The organism is Colwellia sp. TT2012, assembly GCF_001440345.1.
Lineage (GTDB): Bacteria > Pseudomonadota > Gammaproteobacteria > Enterobacterales > Alteromonadaceae > Colwellia.
In genome coordinates this window covers 600,539-618,615 of record NZ_LJYX01000021.1, presented here as the reverse complement: position 1 = coordinate 618,615, position 18,077 = coordinate 600,539, and the positions used below count along the sequence as shown (strand labels likewise).

18 protein-coding genes are annotated in these 18,077 nt (G+C 40.4%); 8 read left to right on the top strand and 10 right to left on the bottom strand.

The genetic code is table 11. The features are described from left to right. Positions 1-81: 81 nt before the first annotated feature. Positions 82-1,059 carry an elongation factor P--(R)-beta-lysine ligase gene (gene epmA, locus ASU03_RS16675; protein ID WP_057832888.1) on the top strand — a complete coding sequence of 326 codons (978 nt, stop codon included), beginning with the start codon at positions 82-84 and terminating at the stop codon, positions 1,057-1,059. A gap of 743 nt (positions 1,060-1,802) precedes the next feature. Further along, positions 1,803-2,612 carry a PEP-CTERM sorting domain-containing protein gene (locus ASU03_RS16670; protein ID WP_057832887.1) on the top strand — a complete coding sequence of 270 codons (810 nt, stop codon included), beginning with the start codon at positions 1,803-1,805 and terminating at the stop codon, positions 2,610-2,612. A 771-nt stretch (positions 2,613-3,383) separates the two neighbouring features. On the opposite strand, the gene ASU03_RS16665 is transcribed toward ASU03_RS16670, so the two are convergent. Genes ASU03_RS16665 through ASU03_RS16655 form a run of 3 tightly spaced genes read right to left on the bottom strand, consistent with a single transcriptional unit; the run spans position 3,384 to position 7,748 of the window. Next, positions 3,384-4,148 (bottom strand): phosphoadenylyl-sulfate reductase, encoded by a 765-nt coding sequence (locus ASU03_RS16665; RefSeq protein ID WP_057832886.1) that lies wholly within the window; start codon positions 4,146-4,148, stop codon positions 3,384-3,386. Further along, entirely contained in the window at positions 4,141-5,895 is a 1,755-nt protein-coding gene (gene cysI, locus ASU03_RS16660) for an assimilatory sulfite reductase (NADPH) hemoprotein subunit (RefSeq protein WP_057832885.1), read from the bottom strand. Before cysI ends, ASU03_RS16665 begins: the two co-directional genes overlap by 8 nt. Then, a complete protein-coding gene (locus ASU03_RS16655) occupies positions 5,895-7,748 on the bottom strand; it encodes an assimilatory sulfite reductase (NADPH) flavoprotein subunit (protein ID WP_057832884.1) in 1,854 nt (617 codons plus the stop codon). Before ASU03_RS16655 ends, cysI begins: the two co-directional genes overlap by 1 nt. Positions 7,749-7,896: 148 nt before the next feature. Here ASU03_RS16655 and ASU03_RS16650 point away from each other — a divergent pair, with 148 nt between their 5' ends. Continuing rightward, positions 7,897-8,553, top strand: coding sequence for a lytic transglycosylase domain-containing protein (locus tag ASU03_RS16650; protein ID WP_057832883.1), 657 nt, complete (start codon positions 7,897-7,899; stop codon positions 8,551-8,553). A gap of 137 nt (positions 8,554-8,690) precedes the next feature. Here ASU03_RS16650 and ASU03_RS16645 read toward each other — a convergent pair whose 3' ends face one another. The 3 genes from ASU03_RS16645 to ASU03_RS16635 are packed head-to-tail and all read right to left on the bottom strand — an operon-like array spanning position 8,691 to position 10,923. Beyond that, positions 8,691-9,446, bottom strand: a complete 756-nt coding sequence (locus ASU03_RS16645; protein ID WP_057832882.1) for a TIGR04219 family outer membrane beta-barrel protein — start codon at positions 9,444-9,446, stop codon at positions 8,691-8,693. A gap of 4 nt (positions 9,447-9,450) precedes the next feature. Then, a complete protein-coding gene (locus ASU03_RS16640; RefSeq protein ID WP_057832881.1) occupies positions 9,451-10,446 on the bottom strand; it encodes a DUF2333 family protein in 996 nt (331 codons plus the stop codon). Between the two features lie 33 nt (positions 10,447-10,479). Then, on the bottom strand, positions 10,480-10,923 hold the full coding sequence (locus ASU03_RS16635; protein WP_057832880.1) for a copper chaperone PCu(A)C: 444 nt from the start codon (positions 10,921-10,923) through the stop codon (positions 10,480-10,482). A gap of 92 nt (positions 10,924-11,015) precedes the next feature. On the opposite strand from ASU03_RS16635, the gene ASU03_RS16630 reads away from it, so the two are divergent. Beyond that, positions 11,016-11,753: an enoyl-CoA hydratase-related protein gene (locus ASU03_RS16630; protein ID WP_057832879.1), complete on the top strand. Its 738-nt coding sequence runs from the start codon at positions 11,016-11,018 to the stop codon at positions 11,751-11,753. Positions 11,754-11,776: 23 nt separating this feature from the next. Here the strand turns inward: ASU03_RS16630 and ASU03_RS16625 are convergent, their stop codons facing one another. The 4 genes from ASU03_RS16625 to ASU03_RS16610 all read right to left on the bottom strand — a co-directional run bounded on the left by ASU03_RS16625 (position 11,777) and on the right by ASU03_RS16610 (position 13,556). Then, on the bottom strand, positions 11,777-12,118 hold the full coding sequence (locus tag ASU03_RS16625) for a hypothetical protein (protein ID WP_057832878.1): 342 nt from the start codon (positions 12,116-12,118) through the stop codon (positions 11,777-11,779). 38 nt (positions 12,119-12,156) lie between these two features. Next, a complete protein-coding gene (locus ASU03_RS16620; RefSeq protein ID WP_057832877.1) occupies positions 12,157-12,387 on the bottom strand; it encodes a PspC domain-containing protein in 231 nt (76 codons plus the stop codon). Between the two features lie 100 nt (positions 12,388-12,487). Next, entirely contained in the window at positions 12,488-13,150 is a 663-nt protein-coding gene (pspA, locus tag ASU03_RS16615; protein WP_057832876.1) for a phage shock protein PspA, read from the bottom strand. Between the two features lie 67 nt (positions 13,151-13,217). After that, positions 13,218-13,556 (bottom strand): hypothetical protein, encoded by a 339-nt coding sequence (locus ASU03_RS16610; RefSeq protein ID WP_057832875.1) that lies wholly within the window; start codon positions 13,554-13,556, stop codon positions 13,218-13,220. A 619-nt stretch (positions 13,557-14,175) separates the two neighbouring features. Between ASU03_RS16610 and ASU03_RS16605 the strand changes: the two genes are divergently transcribed. The 4 genes from ASU03_RS16605 to ASU03_RS16590 all read left to right on the top strand — a co-directional run bounded on the left by ASU03_RS16605 (position 14,176) and on the right by ASU03_RS16590 (position 18,026). Continuing rightward, on the top strand, positions 14,176-14,832 hold the full coding sequence (locus ASU03_RS16605; protein ID WP_057832874.1) for a nitroreductase family protein: 657 nt from the start codon (positions 14,176-14,178) through the stop codon (positions 14,830-14,832). A 293-nt stretch (positions 14,833-15,125) separates the two neighbouring features. Then, on the top strand, positions 15,126-16,286 hold the full coding sequence (gene murB, locus ASU03_RS16600) for a UDP-N-acetylmuramate dehydrogenase (protein ID WP_057832873.1): 1,161 nt from the start codon (positions 15,126-15,128) through the stop codon (positions 16,284-16,286). Beyond that, positions 16,279-17,280, top strand: a complete 1,002-nt coding sequence (gene birA, locus ASU03_RS16595; RefSeq protein WP_057832872.1) for a bifunctional biotin--[acetyl-CoA-carboxylase] ligase/biotin operon repressor BirA — start codon at positions 16,279-16,281, stop codon at positions 17,278-17,280. The genes murB and birA overlap by 8 nt, the downstream gene beginning before the upstream one ends. Beyond that, on the top strand, positions 17,277-18,026 hold the full coding sequence (locus ASU03_RS16590) for a pantothenate kinase (protein WP_057832871.1): 750 nt from the start codon (positions 17,277-17,279) through the stop codon (positions 18,024-18,026). Before birA ends, ASU03_RS16590 begins: the two co-directional genes overlap by 4 nt. The last annotated feature ends 51 nt before the right edge of the window (positions 18,027-18,077 follow it).

Genomic DNA, 18,077 nt, shown 5'->3' with positions numbered 1-18,077 from the left:
ATGGCGGGATTGAAATCCAGCCTACAGTGATCGAATTTATGTAGGCGGGAACTTGTTCGCGCAGATTAACGAGGAAATACAATGAACTGGCAAGCAACACTTACTTGGAAAAATGCGCAAAAAAGAGCGCAGATACTCCAACAAATAAGACAGTTTTTTGCTGAACGCCAAGTGGTCGAGGTGGAAACACCAGCGCTATCTCAGGGCACAGTCACCGATGTATATTTGGATGCTTTCACCTGTAAATATAACTTTTTAGCAGACAGTGCTGCTGGTCATTCAACTAGCTTATATTTACAAACATCGCCAGAGTTTCACATGAAGCGTCTACTTGCTTGCGGATATGGCTGTATTTTCCAAATTGCAAAATCATTTCGCCATGAAGAGTCAGGCCGCAACCATAACCCTGAGTTTACGATGCTTGAATGGTACCGTATTGGCTTTGATCAGTTTGATTTGATGCATGAGGTGGCAGAGCTATTACAAGTCGTTTTAGGCGGTAATAAGGTACTATTTTCTAGCTACCAAGATATATTTATGCAAACAGTCGCCGTTGATCCCTTAACCGCCAGTTTTGCTGAGCTGGTTGAGGTATTAAACAAATATGATAAAAGTGCCGACTGGCTAATTGAAATGCAAGACGCAGACTTACTGCTGCAATTTATTTTCACCGAAATTATCGAGCCAACAATTGGTATCAACCAACCACAATTTATCTACGACTTTCCAATTGCTCAGGCATCACTGGCAAGGGTCTCATCAGAGGATTCACGGGTAGCACAACGATTTGAATGTTACTTCAAAGGCATTGAGTTGGTAAATGGCTTTAATGAGCTAACTGATGCTAATGAGCAACAAATAAGATTTGAACAAGATAATGCTAAAAGAGCCGCGCAAGGCTTGAGTAGCAGACCGATAGATAAAAACTTTATCGCCGCATTAAAACATGGTCTACCACAATGTTCTGGTGTCGCTTTAGGCATCGACCGTTTAGTGATGTTGGCGCTTGATATCCAAGAAATAAGTGAAGTGCAGAGTTTTTCAATAGAGCGAGCCTAGGGGTTAATAATACAAAACTAAGATACGGTCTTGTTGTGGATACTCTAGCGTTTTGTAAGACAGCTTGGTGCGCTAAGCAGAAGTTAGGGATTGGTTTTTCATTAGGTCAACTAATAGCCAAAAGCAGACCTTAGCTTATGGTGGTACTTTACGACAACAAATCGCTAAAAGAAGACCTACTAGACTACATTACAAAGGATGATAGTTGCCATATAATAGTCGTTTTGTATTTAATTGATAAAGCCAATTTTGTACGCTAGGACCGAATAAGTTCGTAGATCTTGGTATCATACGCTTACCTTTGTTGTCCCTGCGCTAATCATGAAGATAAATGAGGGGATCGGGTAGCTTCCTGTAATGATAGAATACAGATTTATTACTAAAGTTGAGCTAAAAAGTAACATTAGATCATTGTATTATGTAATCAAGCTAGACTAATGTGTACAAATTATCGTGATAAGCTGTATAAACTCATTTCTTAAATCTTTGATAATGTACTGCATCTTCAAGTTATTATTGATAAACAGCCTAGTATTAATCATATTGCTATTAAAGTGTCAGAATATTTTACAACGTAATATACTTTGAGATATACTAAATCCTATACTACTGATAAATATACAGTATTTTTATTGGCACGATTAATGCTTTCTTCAAATGTTGCTTTTAATGCAACTTAGCCGCAATGGATCTGTAATACCTTCCTTGCGACCTTCAAAAATATATTATTAAGGTTTCAAACAATGAAATGGACTAGATTATTACACGTGGGAGCTCTTAGCCTTGCTATGATTGCTTCTTCAGCTAACGCCGGCGCTATATTCATTACCGGTCATGACTCAGATGAACACGGGAATTCTCTTTACATGTCTGCAGGTTTGGATTACTTGGCTTTCGGACAATCTTCTCTAAGTACTAACGCTCGAAGTCAGTATACTGTGGCGTATATAAATTATGGGAATAATTATAATAATGTCGAATCGCTTTTGGACAGCAGTGGGTGGGATTCCTCCTTTTTTAACGTTTCGTCTTCGGGTTGGGAATCTTTAGTCTTTGGTCTAGATACATTAGGTAACAACCTTTTTGACATGATAATGGTTGGCGCAGGTAATGCTTCGAACTTAAGAACTCAGTTGGTAAATAATAAGGCTAATTTTACTACCTATTTTAACAATGATGGCGGTATATACGTAAACACCGACGAAAATTATGGTCAAAGTTGGTATGATTTTATTCCATCATTCGGTTCCACCAGCAATAATACTATTTCTACAAACGGTGCTTTCAGTGCCACAACCGCAGGAAACCTTATCGGGTTAACAGAGCCAGTCGTTGATGCGCATATTACTCATAGTTACTACACGGATGTCGATACACAGAAATTTACTGTGTTTGAAACTTATAATGTTACAGGTGATGCTGTGGCATTCGGCTTGAGAGAAGCTTCAATCACAGATGGTGATTTTTCGACTTCTGTTCCTGAGCCATCCACAATAGCTATTTTTGCATTAGGCTTAATGGGCTTAGGTTTACGCCGTAAAAATCGCGTTTAAACGCTTCGAATCGTTATCTAAATCAAGTATCGACGACGGTATGCTTGAATAAACCGATGTAACCCAATGTTGTCGATAATTATCAAGAAGCATCTTCCAATTTGGTAGATGCTTTTTTTGCTCATAGAGCTGCGTTAATCGACGTATGTGGTTTATATCAACTCTACAACAAAAATCATCTCAACTCTCTGCCTTAAGTCAACTATTCTAATGTCTTCTAACGTATCAAAGTAGTCGTTAGATAGTGTGGTTTTGAACAACAAATAGACCGCTTTGTGGTATTAGTGAACATTGAATAAATGAGGGATACCTCCGGGTCAGAGAAAATTTAAATGTCTTGTCGCGGTGGCGACAGCACCCAGCATAGAAGGGGGCTAAACGCACTGCACCTAAGTTAAGCCCTTTGGAATTCCCCGGCGCTGCTAACAAACGTATTCTTCAATTCACTCAAGTGTTATCAAGGCTCTTTCAAATAAAGGAGCATATTGTCCTGTCGTCGAGGGCTGCCGTTGTTCAGGGACGATAAATCGGCAGGAATCGTGGTTTACGCTAGTTGGTGGTTGAATGTTCTGTTGAGTAGGGCGTCGCAGGGGTTCCAAGGGGAGGCGAGGCGGTACGTCGCCCCTTGGGTGTGGTCGCCACCGCGACGCCAAGCAGAAAACAAAGCGCCAAGCTGTTAATAAGGAGAAATACAGGACACAAAAAAAGCTAAAAGAGTGACTCATTTAGCTTTTTATGACGATCTAGTTATTTACTATATTTGAGCAAAAATTAAATACCATCACCGTCGGTATGCAAACCACATTCACGTTGGCCAGCGCCAAAACGAGTATCTTCTTCACTCATACCTAGCGTTAACGGTTTAGTACTATGCACATCACCAACCGAGACATAACCTTCATCCCAAAGTGGGTGGTAAGGTAAATTATGCTTAGTTAGATACTCATGCACGTCTTTATTAGTCCAATCAATAATGGGATGTACTTTATAACGGCCGCGAAGGGTACTTACTACTGACAAACCTTCACGGTGAGCTGATTGCTGACGTCGTATGCCGGAAAACCAAGTGTTTGCTTTAAGATCGGTTAAGCCACGCTCAAGGGGTTCAACTTTATTACGGCGGTTATAGGTTTTCAGCGTATCATCACTTATGGCCCATTCTTCACCATACTTTGCTTGTTGCCAAGCGGTGCTTTCTTTCGCTTGATAAACGTGTAAATTCAACTTTAAGCGCTCGGTCAACTGTTCGATAAAGCGGTAGGTCTCAGGAAACAAGTGACCGGTATCGGTTATTAATACCGGAATATTACTATCTACTTGGGTAAGCAAGTGCAGCATCACTGCTGATTGAATACCAAAGCTAGACGATAAGACAAATTCACCCGGTAAGTTGTCCATTGCCCATTCTACTCGGGCAATGGGCGATTCTTTTTCAAGAGATTGATTCCAATCTGCAATTGAAGGGTTGGGGAACGGTGCCGTAAAGGGGGTATTAATAGCCCCTTCTGCAACACTTGCGCTTGCATTATTAGGCATGATGGAAGTCCCTAAAGCTGACAATCACTTGTTCAACAATACCTGCGCGGATAACAAAGTCACCAAAGGCTTCACTTTCATTACGCTCGGCTGACCAACGTGCAGTTAATGCATCTATTTCGCTAAGTACATCGGCTTCATCAAGATTCTCTTTATATAATTTTGGTACACGAGAGCCGGCTACATCACTGCCTAAATACATATTGTATTTACCCGGACCTTTACCAATTAAGCCAATTTCAGCCAGCATGGCGCGGCCACAGCCATTAGGGCAGCCAGTAACACGCAGTATAATACTTTCGTCTTTTAAGCCATTTTTAGTCAGGATGGCTTCAACATCATCGACTAAACCGGGTAAGTAACGCTCGGCTTCAGCCATGGCTAATGGGCAAGTTGGGAAAGAAACACAAGCCATTGAGTTCTTACGTTGATTAGAAAGACCGTCATTCATTAAACCATGCTGACGAGCCAGTTGTTCAATAGCGGCTTTATCAGCTTCAGCGACACCGGCAACGATTAAGTTTTGGTTTGCGGTTAAGCGGAAGTCACCTTGATGAATTTTGGCTATTTCACGCATACCGGTTTTTAATGTTTTACCGTCTAAATCTGCTCTTAGGGAATCAAGAATACGGCCATTTTCAATGAATAAAGTTAAATGATATTTACCATCAATACCGGCAACCCAACCAAAACTATCACCACGGGTGGTGAACTTGTATGGACGAGAATCGCTAAAGTTAATACCGGCACGACGCTCTACTTCGGCTTTGAAGGTATCAACACCCACTCGGTCTAAGGTGTATTTAGTTTTAGCATTTTTACGGTTAACACGATTACCCCAATCACGTTGCGTAGTAACAACCGCTTCAGCAATCGCTAAGGTGTGCTCTTTCGGGATAAAACCAAAGTCATCGGCACAACGAGGGTAAGTTGAATTATCACCATGAGTCATGGCTAAACCACCGCCAACCAGTACGTTAAAGCCGATTAATTTACCGTCTTTACTGATGGCAACAAAGTTTAAGTCATTGGCATGAACGTCGATATCGTTATTCGGTGGAATAACCACGGTAGTTTTAAACTTACGTGGTAAATAGTTACTGCCTAAAATTGGCTCTACGACTTCACCCTCCGTGGTTTCAACACGTACTTCATCCAACCAAATTTCTGCGTAAGCACGCGTTTTTGGTAATAAATGTTCACTGAGTTTAGTGGCCCATTCATACGCTTCTTGATGCAATTCAGACTCAACAGGGTTGGAAGTACAAAGTACGTTGCGGTTAACATCACCTGCGGTAGCAATAGAATCAAGACCTACACTGTGTAGTGTTTGGTGCATTAATTTAATGTTTGGCTTTAAAACCCCATGAAACTGAAAGGTTTGCCGAGTGGTTAAACGAATACTACCGTACGAGGTATAGTCATCGGCAAATTTATCAATAGCCAACCATTGTGTTGGACTGATAATACCGCCGGGTAAACGCGCTCTAAGCATAACATTGTGTAATGGCTCTAACTTCTGCTTTTGACGTTCAGCACGAATATCACGATCATCTTGTTGATACATGCCGTGAGTACGAATTAACTGCGAGTTATCGCCAGTGAAGCCACCGGTCATTCTATCGGCTAGATCTTCTTTAATGGTACCACGAAGGTAGTCACTTTCTGCTTTCATGCGTTCGTTATCGGCTTGTTTACCTTCAACAATTAATACAGGGTTTTCTACTTTGGTGAAATTGCTGCTCATTAGTAAACATCCTTCTGGTAACGCTTATTAGATCTAAGTGATTTTAAATAATCTTCTGCTTGCTCTGTACTTAACTTGCCGTGCTCGGCAATGATTTCTACCAAGGTTTGGTGCACATCTTTAGCCATGCGGTTGCCATCACCACAAATATATAGGTGTGCGCCACGCTCTAACCAGGAAAACACGTCAGCGGCTTGTTCTTTTAATCGGTCTTGTACATAGATCTTCTCGGCTTGATCACGAGAAAATGCTAGGTCCATACGGGTTAATAAACCTGATTTTAAATAATTCTGCCATTCCGTTTGATATAAGAAGTCTTGCGTGAAGGTTTGATCACCAAAGAACATCCAGTTATCGCCACTAGCATCACGCGCTTCACGTTCTTGCATAAAGGCTCTAAATGGCGCAACACCTGTGCCTGGGCCAATCATAATAACGGGGGTATCGTCTGCTTGAGGTAAGCGAAAGTTATCGTTATGTTCGACAAAAACGCGTACTTTTTGACCTTCGGCTAAACGCTCTGCTAGGAAGCCTGAAGCACCACCGGTGCGAGTATCGCCATTGGCTTCATAACTGACGATACCAACGGTTAAATGCACTTCTTCTTCAACTTCTGCTTGTGCTGAAGCGATTGAATATAAACGTGGAGTGATTTTACGTAAGGCATCAACAAATGTTTGTGCGTCGATATCTGCCTTTGCCAAGCTAATAACATCAATGATTTGATGAACACCGGCAAATTCACGGGCGGTATTTTTATCACTAGCAACGGCAACTAATTCAGTGTTTTTGGAAGCGTTAGCCCAAAACTCAATAAATGATGGTGCTGTTTGAGTAATTTCTAATTGGCTGATCAGCGCTGCTTTTAAAGTAAACGCCTCTACTTCACCGGCAACCTTTAGGCTGATTTTTTCTTCACCCGAAAAGTTAAGCTCGGTAAGTAACTTGGCAACCAACAGTTCATCATTTTCAAACCAAACACCTAAAGCGTCACCTACTTGGTAAGTTAAACCTGACTCACCTAAATCAATTTCAATGTGGCGGACATCTTTAGCTGAGTCACGACCAGTAATTTTTTGACTTAAGGAAAATTCAGCGGCCAATGGTTTTTGTTTGGTATACACGCTAGCTGCACCTGCCGTTGGTAAATCACCAATATTACTGACGGTTGCTAAAGGGGCATCTGTTTGGGTAAGCTCTTCTTTTAAGGTTTCAACAATGTTTAAGGTCCAGCTTTCACTGTCACTATCGTAATCAACATCACAATCTACACGTGGGCTAACCTGTTTGGCACCGAGTGCTTGTAAGCGCTCATCAAAATCTTGACCTGTTTTACAGAAAAATTCATAGCTGCTGTCACCCAAGGCTAAAACACTGTAACTTAGGTTTGGTAACTTAGGCGCTTTCTTACCTAATAAAAATTCATGAAATTCAATGGCATCATCAGGTGGCTCGCCTTCACCATTAGTACTGGCGACAATCAATAGATGTGTTTCATTTTTTATTGCTTTAGCTTTATAGTCGGCTATATTTTTCAGGACGACATGAATACCGGCCGCTTTAGCATTTTTTTCTAGTTGACCAGCAACACCTTTAGCATTACCTGTTTGTGAGGCATACAAAATGGTTAAGGTTTTTGCCGCAACGGTTGCAGCAAGAGGTGCAGGTGCCAATTGAGCATATTGACCTTGCTCGCTTTTCGCTGCTAAATAACCGCTTGCCCACGCAAGTTGTAGTGATGAGTAATCAGCAACGCTTTGTTGTAGTGAAGCCAGTTGATTAGCATCTAAGGCACTACTTTTATTTGCTGAATTTGATGTGTTTTGCTTTAATAAGCGTTGCTCTGGCAACATAACTATTTTACCCATGACAATTGATGAGGGAAGAATAGAGAAATTTAAGTCAGAACAAAAGGAATAGATAGCGATTTTTTATTCCAAAATGGAATATGGGTTTTGGCACGTTTTTGGCTGTTATTAAATACAGGACAATAGAAGCAGAATGAAAGTACTCTTAAATACCCGCTGGCAAAGAATATTCACTGACAGTGTCTGTTTGCTGTTGCTAGTGATTACTGGCGATATTTTTGCCGCAGAGAATAAATCAGCAAATATTTACACCTATAAATCCTCTGCTGGGGTAACGTCATTCTCTGATATTGAACCCATAGGTGTCGATTTTAATCGCTATCGCGTCGATTGTTATGCTTGTCAAGTTGATTCATTAATTGATTGGCGCCAAGCTAAGCTATATTTGCAGCCTTATAAAGAGGACATTAATCAAGCAGCATTAAAGTATGGTATTGATGCCGCTTTTGTCAGAGCGGTTATTCATGCAGAGTCTCATTTTAACCCACAGGCTATTTCTAAGCAGGGTGCGCAAGGTTTAATGCAGTTGATGCCAGCTACAGCTAGAGCATTAGGGGTACAGAATTCCTTAAGTGCTCAGCAAAATATTAACGGCGGTGTTAAGCATTTAGCTCGTTTACTTAGAAAATATAACGGTGATAATAATTTAGCCGCGGCTGCCTATAATGCCGGCGAGGGTGCTGTTAAAAAGCATGGTGGTATCCCACCTTATAAAGAAACACAAGTATATGTCGAGCGGGTTGGTATTTTACATCAAAGGTATGGACGGTTTTCCCACGTTAATCGTTAATCGTTAACGCTAGTTATGATCTCACTCAGTATGGTTACCATTTAACATGGGCAATAAAAAGCCGTGGCTATTTATCATAGCTACAGCCTTAATTAGGTTTTACTTGTACTGCTTATGTCTCAGCAATGAGCGATACCTTAGAAATGAACAATGGCACCAGCAAAGAAACCATCATAAGTTAAATCACTGTAAAAACCATCTAAATCATTTAATTCCATTTTCATAGTTCGGTAGCCTAAAGTTACGTCAAAATCTACCGCGATGTTATCTAAAATCGAGTAACTAACGCCAACTTGCGCATCATAAACGGTTTGGTCGTCGAAGCTTAAAAAGTTGGCTTCAGCAAATATGTTTAAACCAGTAAATGGTAAACCAATGATAGTTGATAGATAAAACATTGGAATAATACCGGAAACATCTAAATTACTTTGCAGTTGAGTTACCTGATCTGCAACTTGAATGCTGGCATCAAGATCACGTGCGGTTATACCGAAATCAAAGGATAATAAATCATTATCAAATACTTCATAATAAAGGGTGTAGTCAACAAAGCTGGTATCAAGGCTAGTATCTAGCGTAGCGCCAGCAGCATAGGTTACTTGCTCGAAAGTAAAACTACTTGTTAATTGCGTACCACCAACAGTATCTAGCGTTGTTGAGGCTATTTTAATATTAGGAATTAATGGAATTGGGTGCTCAAAAGCAACGTAGAAGCTACTTTGATTTTTATCATCGAAATCAAAAACGGTTTGATTATTAGAACCTTCACCAAAGCTACCGCTGGTTTCGTTAGCCCACATGTGACCACCGATATACAAACCTAATAAGGTATCGGCTTGGGCAGTACCACACATTAATACTGCTACGCTGGCAGCCAATAAAGCTTTTTTCATGTTGTTATCCTTTGGTTAAAAGTTCATTCAAATCTATTAGTGCCGCATTCGCGCGAGAAATATAGTTAGCCATAACTAATGAGTGGTTGGCCAGCAGACCAAAGCCACTACCGTTTAAAATCATTGGGCTCCATAAAGATTCTTGGCTTGCTTCTAACTCACGAATAATTTGTTGTAAGCTGATTTTTGCATTTTTATTTTCTAACACGCTATTAAAATCTATTTCAATGGCTCTAAGTAGCTGTAGCAATGCCCAAGTAGCGCCTCTGGCTTCATAGAAAACATCATCTATTTGCCACCAATTTGTTTTTAGCTGTATATAAGAATCACCTTGGCTCGATTGTTCAGCACGACTATCACCGGCTAAATCGGTGTTAACTTGCTCACGACCGACACTCAAACTTAAACGGTGTGAGTAGCTGCCTAAACGCTTCTGAACTTCGTCAAGATAAGCACGTAAGTTATCCGCCCGAGCATAAAATTGCGCTCTATTGCTGCCATTACTACTGACCAATGCCGTACGGTAGGCATAAAGCAGTTCGATTGCTTTGCCATATTCAGATTCAGCGCTGGGCATTGCCCAATTTCTGTGATCAATATTAAAGCGTGGTTGCGCCTCTTTTAAATATTGATTCACTAGGGATTGTGATTGTGAACGGCTGAAATCTTTACGCATGACTAAGGCCATATCACGCACCATTTCCAAGACACCAAACTCCCAAGCAGGCATATTATCTAAAAACAGCGATGGCGGCAGGATGTCATTTGATAAATAACCACCAGGTTTATGTAGTAGTGTTTCACTGACTTTTATTAACGCCGTTGTCGTGGTGTAACCTACTACTGGAGCTACATTTTCAGCTTTTGCCGCTTGTGTTACTTCGGCGTGAATATTAATGGAAGCGGGTTCACTACTCCAATAAACACCAACGCCGTATAGAAGAAAAAAAATGCCGGTGCAAGCCCCGACCATAATTTTTATAGAGAACATTGTTTTCATAGCCACTCCAAGGATGAAATTGTTAGCATTGTACTATTTATATTTAGAAACAGGTAATTGAATCTTAATTTTAGTTGCATTAGTGAAGTGTAATGTTAATGAAATAACATCTTTTTCGGTAATTTTCTGCTTTAATGAAAAAATCATCAGGTGTAAATCGGACGGTTGCAGCACTACTTTACTTTTGGCCTTAATGATAACTTGATCAACTTGTCGCATCGTCATCATGCCGTTAGCCATGCTGTGCTGGTGAATTTCGATGCGAGCAGAAAGTTCGCTAGTGATCTTTTGTAATGTTATCGCTTTCTTACCGTGATTGTTTATCGTCATATAGGCCGCGGTAACGTCACTGCCTGGTATACTGGCTTTGATATAGCCTTGGGTGACTGTAATTGAGTTGGATGCACTTACCTGACTGGTAATACCGAATGAAAAAACCAATAAGATAATGAGCTTTAGCCAATAATTATTTTTCATGATAACTATACATCCCTGATAACAAATATTATGGTTTGACTATAACTTATACCAATCGTATTGGTAAGCCCACGTAACGAAACTGGTGATAAATGAGTAACTTGATTTTAACGACAGAAAAACAAGGTGTTTTTACCATCACCTTGAACCGTACCGATAAAAAAAATGCCTTAACCAATAAAATGTATCAGCAATTGTGCCAGCACTTTGCTTATGCTGAGCAAACATCAAGTATCCATTGCTTAGTCATCCAAGGCAATGACAACTGCTTTTGTGCTGGTAATGACTTGCATGACTTTTTACAGTGTTCAGCTGATGATGACTTAGCTGCGCTTAAATTTGTTAAAGTACTGTCAGAATTTACCAAACCGCTCATTGCTGGTGTCGCTGGCGTTGCCGTGGGTATTGGTACAACGCTGTTATTACATTGTGACATGGTCATTGTTGCCAATAACAGTAAATTTAAACTACCCTTTACCCAACTCGGTTTATGTCCAGAAGCTGGCTCTAGTTTGTTATTAACGCAAAAAGTCGGTCAAAATAAAGCCTTTGAATTAATGGTACTGGGTCAAAGCTTTAACGCCGAGCAAGCCTTGAGTTATGGTATTGCTAACCAAATTTGTCAGCCCAGTGAACTTATTGCTCTTACGGCAGAAATTGCCCAAGCGATTGCCAAGTTGCCGGTGGAGTCGGTAATGACCAGTCGACGCTTAATTCGTCAAGGTAATCAATTAGCGTTACGCCAAGTCATCAGCGATGAAAGCCAAGCGTTTGTTCGTTTAGTGAATACCGATGAATGTAAAAACATCCTAGCTCAGTTTTTTAAATAAGCTGCGCTAATATGCCAGAGACACTAAGCATATCGCTTAGTGTCTTTATTGCCACTGAATAACCAGATAACGACAGCCATTAACAATATTGGCCAAAACACCCCGATTGTCACCATAGCAATGCTACCGCATAACACTAAGCAAATAAAAATTAGGCTACCAAACACACTCAAGACAATCGCTAGCGCAATGACAACTATGAGCACAACCACTAACGCTGAAACCCCTATGGCTTTTAATGGCTCAATGACTTCACCATCCATCATCACATGCACGTTCATCATCTCTAACATGCCAACACCAAAAACATAGGTTAAGAAAATAGTTGCCACAATGGCTAAAATTAAGGATTTAAAAAAGCTCATGGTTTGCTCACTTTATAAAGAGGAAAGATCAACAGCCGTTAATAATATTTGCTGTTAGGTAACAATATACTTGCCACTACATAGGCGACACCAGTGATTACGGGCAACATAATTAGCGCGGCAATCACAGCAATTCGCACCACTAAACGTGGGTAGTCATAATGTTTGGCAATACCGGCACAGACACCAGTCAACTTTTTATTTAATATGTCTTTACATAATGTTTGACGAACACTTTTTATACTCGAATATTCTCTTTCGTATCTCATGGGAACTCCTCAGTTGACGATATTACTTATACAATAGGGTGCCCTCGACTAAACGAGGGATTTTAGATTAATGTTTCAGGCTTAGGCTCTCGCTAATACGTTAACCGTTAACGACCTTTTTTTTCATTTCGGCTAGTTCAGCAGCAATACTGTCGTCTTGCTCTAATTCAGCTATTTGCGTAGATAGGTCTTTATTTTCGGTTAAATCATACGATTCAACTTGTGCTTCAAGACGGTCAATTTTTTGTTGGTAACGTTCAAATTTAGCCATTGCTTCATTAATATTGTGAATAACGGCTTTTTCACGTACCTTTAATCTTACTTCGGCTGACTCTTGGCGCAGCAATAACGCTTGTTGACGACGTTTAGCTTCATTGAGCTTATCTTGCAGGCGCTGAGCGTCTGCTTGAATGGCGGTTAATAAGTCAGTTAATGGCGTATTTTCACTATCTAGTTGCGTCAATTCAGCTTGGCACTTATGTTTTTGAGCCAGTGCGGATTTGGCTAAGTCATCGCGCCCTTTACTTAAGGCTATCTCTGCTTTGTTATGCCAGTGCGCTACACCTTCTTGCGCCGATGTGACTTTTCTTGCTAAAGTTTTTTGTTCCGCAATGTTTTTGGCTGCAGTTGAGCGTACTTCAACTAATGTTTCTTCCATCTCGCCAATGATTAAACGAATCATTTTTTCTGGATGTTCGGCTTTGTCTAACATGCTATTTAAATTTGCATTGATAATGTCGGTAAAACGGCTGAATAGTCCCATATTTTTCTCCTACTTATTTTGATATTTAGTTGGTATTAATTGTTATTGGCTTTATTAACAGCTAGCGTCATAATTTTACGAGGTACTCTGTCGTTACTGTTAGTGTGGCTTGCTTTACTTCTTGCTCTGCTGCTAACCAAAAGGTCGCGTTATTAAGTAAGAAATTGGCAGAAAATGTTTTAATCTCTTTATCAATGGATTGCTGTAATTGTATATCCAGCTCAGCCATCATTTTCTCTCCTTGAGCAACAATAAAGTCGCTTACGGCATTTTCAATACTGCTGGCTGGTGCTGCATTAACACTAGTGCTTAGCGTGGCACCAATTAAAGCTCCGATAAAAACTAACGCAAGGCTTACATCTTTAATTTTGCTGCTAGTATTTTTAGTCATGTTAAATGTGCTCATAATAAATTCCTTCTTGTCTTAGTATCTGTTGGTTATAAAGTGCTTCTAGTTTTTGATGTGGTTAAACATCGTCTTACTTGAACTTAGTATTACAAGGGCTGTGCCAACGATTAAAAATATTTTAATCGACTGATATTTATAATAAATATATATTTAGTGGTCTTAGCTGAAATGACAAAACTAAAAGTATTTTAACATTTTAGCCAAATTGACTATTAAATTGGTTTATTTGACTAGCTGGTGTTTTGTTGGCCACCTTGAGCAATAAACTGCGCTGGAGAGCTGACAAGGTCAAATTTCTGCTTAGATTTTAGTGATGTTGTTGAACACAGTGAAAGTAATGACTTTAAGGTAGGCGACAAGGTGCTATTCAATGGCTTTGGTGTCGGTTAAAAGCATATCGGCTGTCATACACTGGCTAACGTTTTGCCAGTCTTCAATATGGCGGCGCAGTTGCTGCTTGTGATTTAGTACCAGGCATGGATTTCCTTGCTGCAGTGGTGGTTGAGCTATTAGCTGATGTTTATAGCCATGATATTTATCAAGAGGTTTTAATTCCAGCTGAATCCAGCATTTTGAGGTAACATGGCTAGATATTACTTATTTACATGGAATCACTATGACTCACCCTATTATCGAAGATCTCTCTAGCCGCCATACGGTAAAAAAGTACGATGCTAGCAGAAAAGTCCCGGCAGCAGACCTGGATATTTTATTTGAAGCTATGCGCCTTTCGGCATCATCTATTAATTCACAACCGTGGAAGTTTATTGTCTTAGAAAGTGATGCAGCAAAAACACGCATGAGTAAAACCTTTGTCACTATGCATGAGTATAATAAGAAACATGTTTTTGATAGCTCACAGGTGATTCTTTTTGCTCATAATCCTAAATATACCCGTGACGATTATGCCAAGGTAGTGGATAAAGGTATTGAAGATAAACGTACCTCGTTAGAAAATCGAGCAGCAGCATTTGGTGTATATCTGTTTGCCGAGCTTAATACCGCTGAAAATGGCGATACTAGTACTTGGACTAAAGCACAAACTTACCTTGCCTTAGGGAATACCTTGCATGTGCTGGCGCGGTTAAAAATTGATTCTACGCCAATGGAGGGCATTGATATTGAGTTGGTTAATAAAGAGTTTAGCGAAGAGCTCGATGGCTATCAGTGTGATGTCGCCTTAGCCATTGGTTATCATCACCCTGAGGATGATTTTAATGCTAAATTACCCAAATCTCGTTTAGCCCTTAGTGAGATATTAGTGCGTATTTAATGGCTATTAAAGGTAAATTTTCATTGAATTGTGATCTTCGATAAAATGAATAAGGCAGCAAATGGATGCTTGCTGCTAGATCATTGTTAATCTCAGCTAAAAAATGCTCTGCTACCAATTTCATTAAATTATTGCCCACATGTGCGGGGTAAAATACTCCAAGGCGGTATTGCACTCAATCACACACACCTGCTATTGCTCAATCGAGCGCCTTACTTTGATTTATTTTTATTAAGCACAATAAGACCACCAACGTAATGAAACTGGTATTCAGCTGATTTTTCAGTACAATAATGATTCTTTCATTTTTCATTCACCTGGCTATGCACTCAAAGTTAAATTACGCCCTACAAAGCAGTAACAGCTTTAATATTAAGGCGAGTTGTCCACAAATTTATTTTCCCAGTAGCTTTGCTGAATTACAGCAATTGCCTGAGTTAACGGCAAAGCACTGCTATATTCTTGGCGAAGGTAGTAATACCTTGTTTGTTGAGCCACAAGCGCCAATTATTATTCAGCCGAAATTCACCGGTATTGATATCCTTGAACAAGATGATCATTTTGTCGTTAGGGTCGGCGCAGCAGAAAACTGGCATCATTTAGTTTGTTTCTGCCTTGAACAAGGTATTTATGGTTTTGAAAATTTAGCCTTGATCCCTGGTAGTGTGGGTGCGGCACCAGTGCAAAATATTGGCGCTTATGGGGTAGAATTGGCAGATTATTGTCAAGAAGTACAATGGTATGAGTTTGCCAGTAAAACCATGCATGCACTTACTAAGCAAGAATGTCGTTTTGCCTATCGCGATAGTATTTTTAAGCAAGAGCGCTATAACCAAGGCTTAATTACTCAGGTAACGTTTAAACTTCCGAAAGCGTGGCAAGCAAACCTTAGCTATGCGGGTTTAGATGGTTTAGCAAAAGAGTGCACTGCTAAACAGGTAATGGCACAAGTTATCGCTTTGCGCAGTAGTAAGTTACCCGATCCAAAAGAATTAGCTAATGCGGGCAGTTTTTTTAAAAACCCCATTGTCAATGCTGCAGACTTTGCTCAGCTGCAACAGCAATATCCAAGTATGCCACATTATCCACAGCCAAATGCCCAGATAAAGCTGGCCGCGGCTTGGTTAATTGAGCAAGCGGGATTAAAAGGTTTTCGCCATCACCATGTTGGTGTTCATCAGCAGCAAGCCCTTGTGCTCGTTAATTATGGCAGTGACGTTGGCGGTGATATTGTTAGCTTAGCGAAATATATCCAACGAAAAGTATCGCAGCAGTTCTCGGTAACGCTAATCCCCGAAGTACGCATGATCACCGAGCAAGGCGAAAGGTCATTTTCATCGCTGAGTGATATTAACCCTATAGGGGATAACACTAACGGTAATAGCGTCAACGCTAATAGCACAACTGGAAATATTACTAACGGCAATACTACTAACGGAAGTAGCAATGACTAAAACGGTAAAAGAGCATTTAATAAAATCATTGGCTGCGGGACAATTTGTTTCCGGGCAGTTATTGGGTGATCAGCTCGGCATTAGCCGTACCGCTATCGCTAAACATATTAAAGTGTTAATCGATATAGGCCTAGATATATACAGTGTCACGGGTAAAGGTTATAAACTGGCGCAGCCGCTTTATTTGCTAGATAAAGAAAAAATAATCAGTTTATTGGCCAATGAGGCGAGCAAGCAGGCTGACAAAGTAATCGACTTGCCACTGGTTGAAGTGCATAGCTTAATTGATTCTACCAATGACTACTTAATGCGACGCTTACCGAATCAATTATCCCCAGGACAGGTTTGCTTAGCTGAATATCAAAGTGCTGGCCGAGGCCGCCGAGGTAGACAGTGGATTTCACCCTTTGGCTCGCAAATATACTTGTCTATGTACTGGTACTTAGAGCAAGGTTTATCAGCGGCTATGGGACTAAGTTTAGTGACGGCATTAGCGGTAAGTGATGCGATAAAAGCCCATAGCAATGTGCAAGTTCAGCTGAAGTGGCCCAATGATATTTACCTTGATGGGGTAAAACTCGCGGGCATTTTAATTGATCTTGAAGGGCAAGCGTTAGAGCCTAGCCATAGTGTTATAGGTATTGGTTTAAATCTTCATATGCCTTCATCAGCGGGAAAATTAATTACCCAAAAATGGACAGATTTACAAACACACAGTAAAGTGAAAATTGATCGAAACGCCCTCAGTGCGCAACTCATTAGTTGTTTACGACAGCGCTTGTACCACTATCAGCAAACAGGTCTAGCGCCGATGTTAGATGAATGGCATGCGCTTGATGCTTTTCTAAATAAGCGGGTCAAATTGATTACCGGAGCACGGATCACCCAGGGTATATGTCGAGGTGTGAATAATCAAGGTGCTTTATTATTGGAAGTTAATGGCCAAGTGAAACCGGTATACGGCGGTGAAGTGAGCCTTAGGATTGATGAATGATAATATTAATTGATATCGGCAATAGCCGAACAAAATATGCTCAACTTAGCGTAGGGAAATTATCCGCTAGCGCGCAGCTTAATAATCAAGACTTTACGGTCGCTTACTTTGTTAAGCACTTTAGCCATGCTAGCCAAATCATCGTTGCTAATGTTGCTAAGTCTGCATTAACCACTGAGCTTGCTAGTTGGTGTACCGAACAAAAAATTAGCTTTAAACAAGTGCATAGTGAACAACAAAAAAATGCTTTGCTGTCGGCTTATCAACAGCCAGCAACGCTGGGTATTGATCGTTGGCTGGCGCTGTTGGGCACGATACACCTTTATCCTAAAGAAAATGTGCTAATCATAGATGCGGGTACGGCCACTACCGTCGATTTACTGGCAAGTAATGGTCAACACCAAGGTGGTTGGATATTAGCGGGAATCAAAGCATTATTTAACAGTATTTTAACTCATAGCACCTTGGTTCATGCCGAAAATAAAACACTACCAAGCTTAGCCTTTGGCAGCAATACTAGTGATAATGTTAATAATGCTTGTTGGGCAGCAACCTTGGGTATGATTACCCAAGCGATTGCACAAGCTCAACAATTAGCTGATATTGATCGCATTATCTTAACCGGTGGTGATGGTCTGGCTTTAACGCAGCTATTGTTAGCACAGAGCAGTGAACAGATTATTGCGGTACACAACATCCAATTTATCGATAACCTTATCTTCTACGGTCTACAAGAGTACAGCTAATCATAGAACAGTATGTTGCTCGCATAAGCGCAGTAAAAATCGTTTATGAAT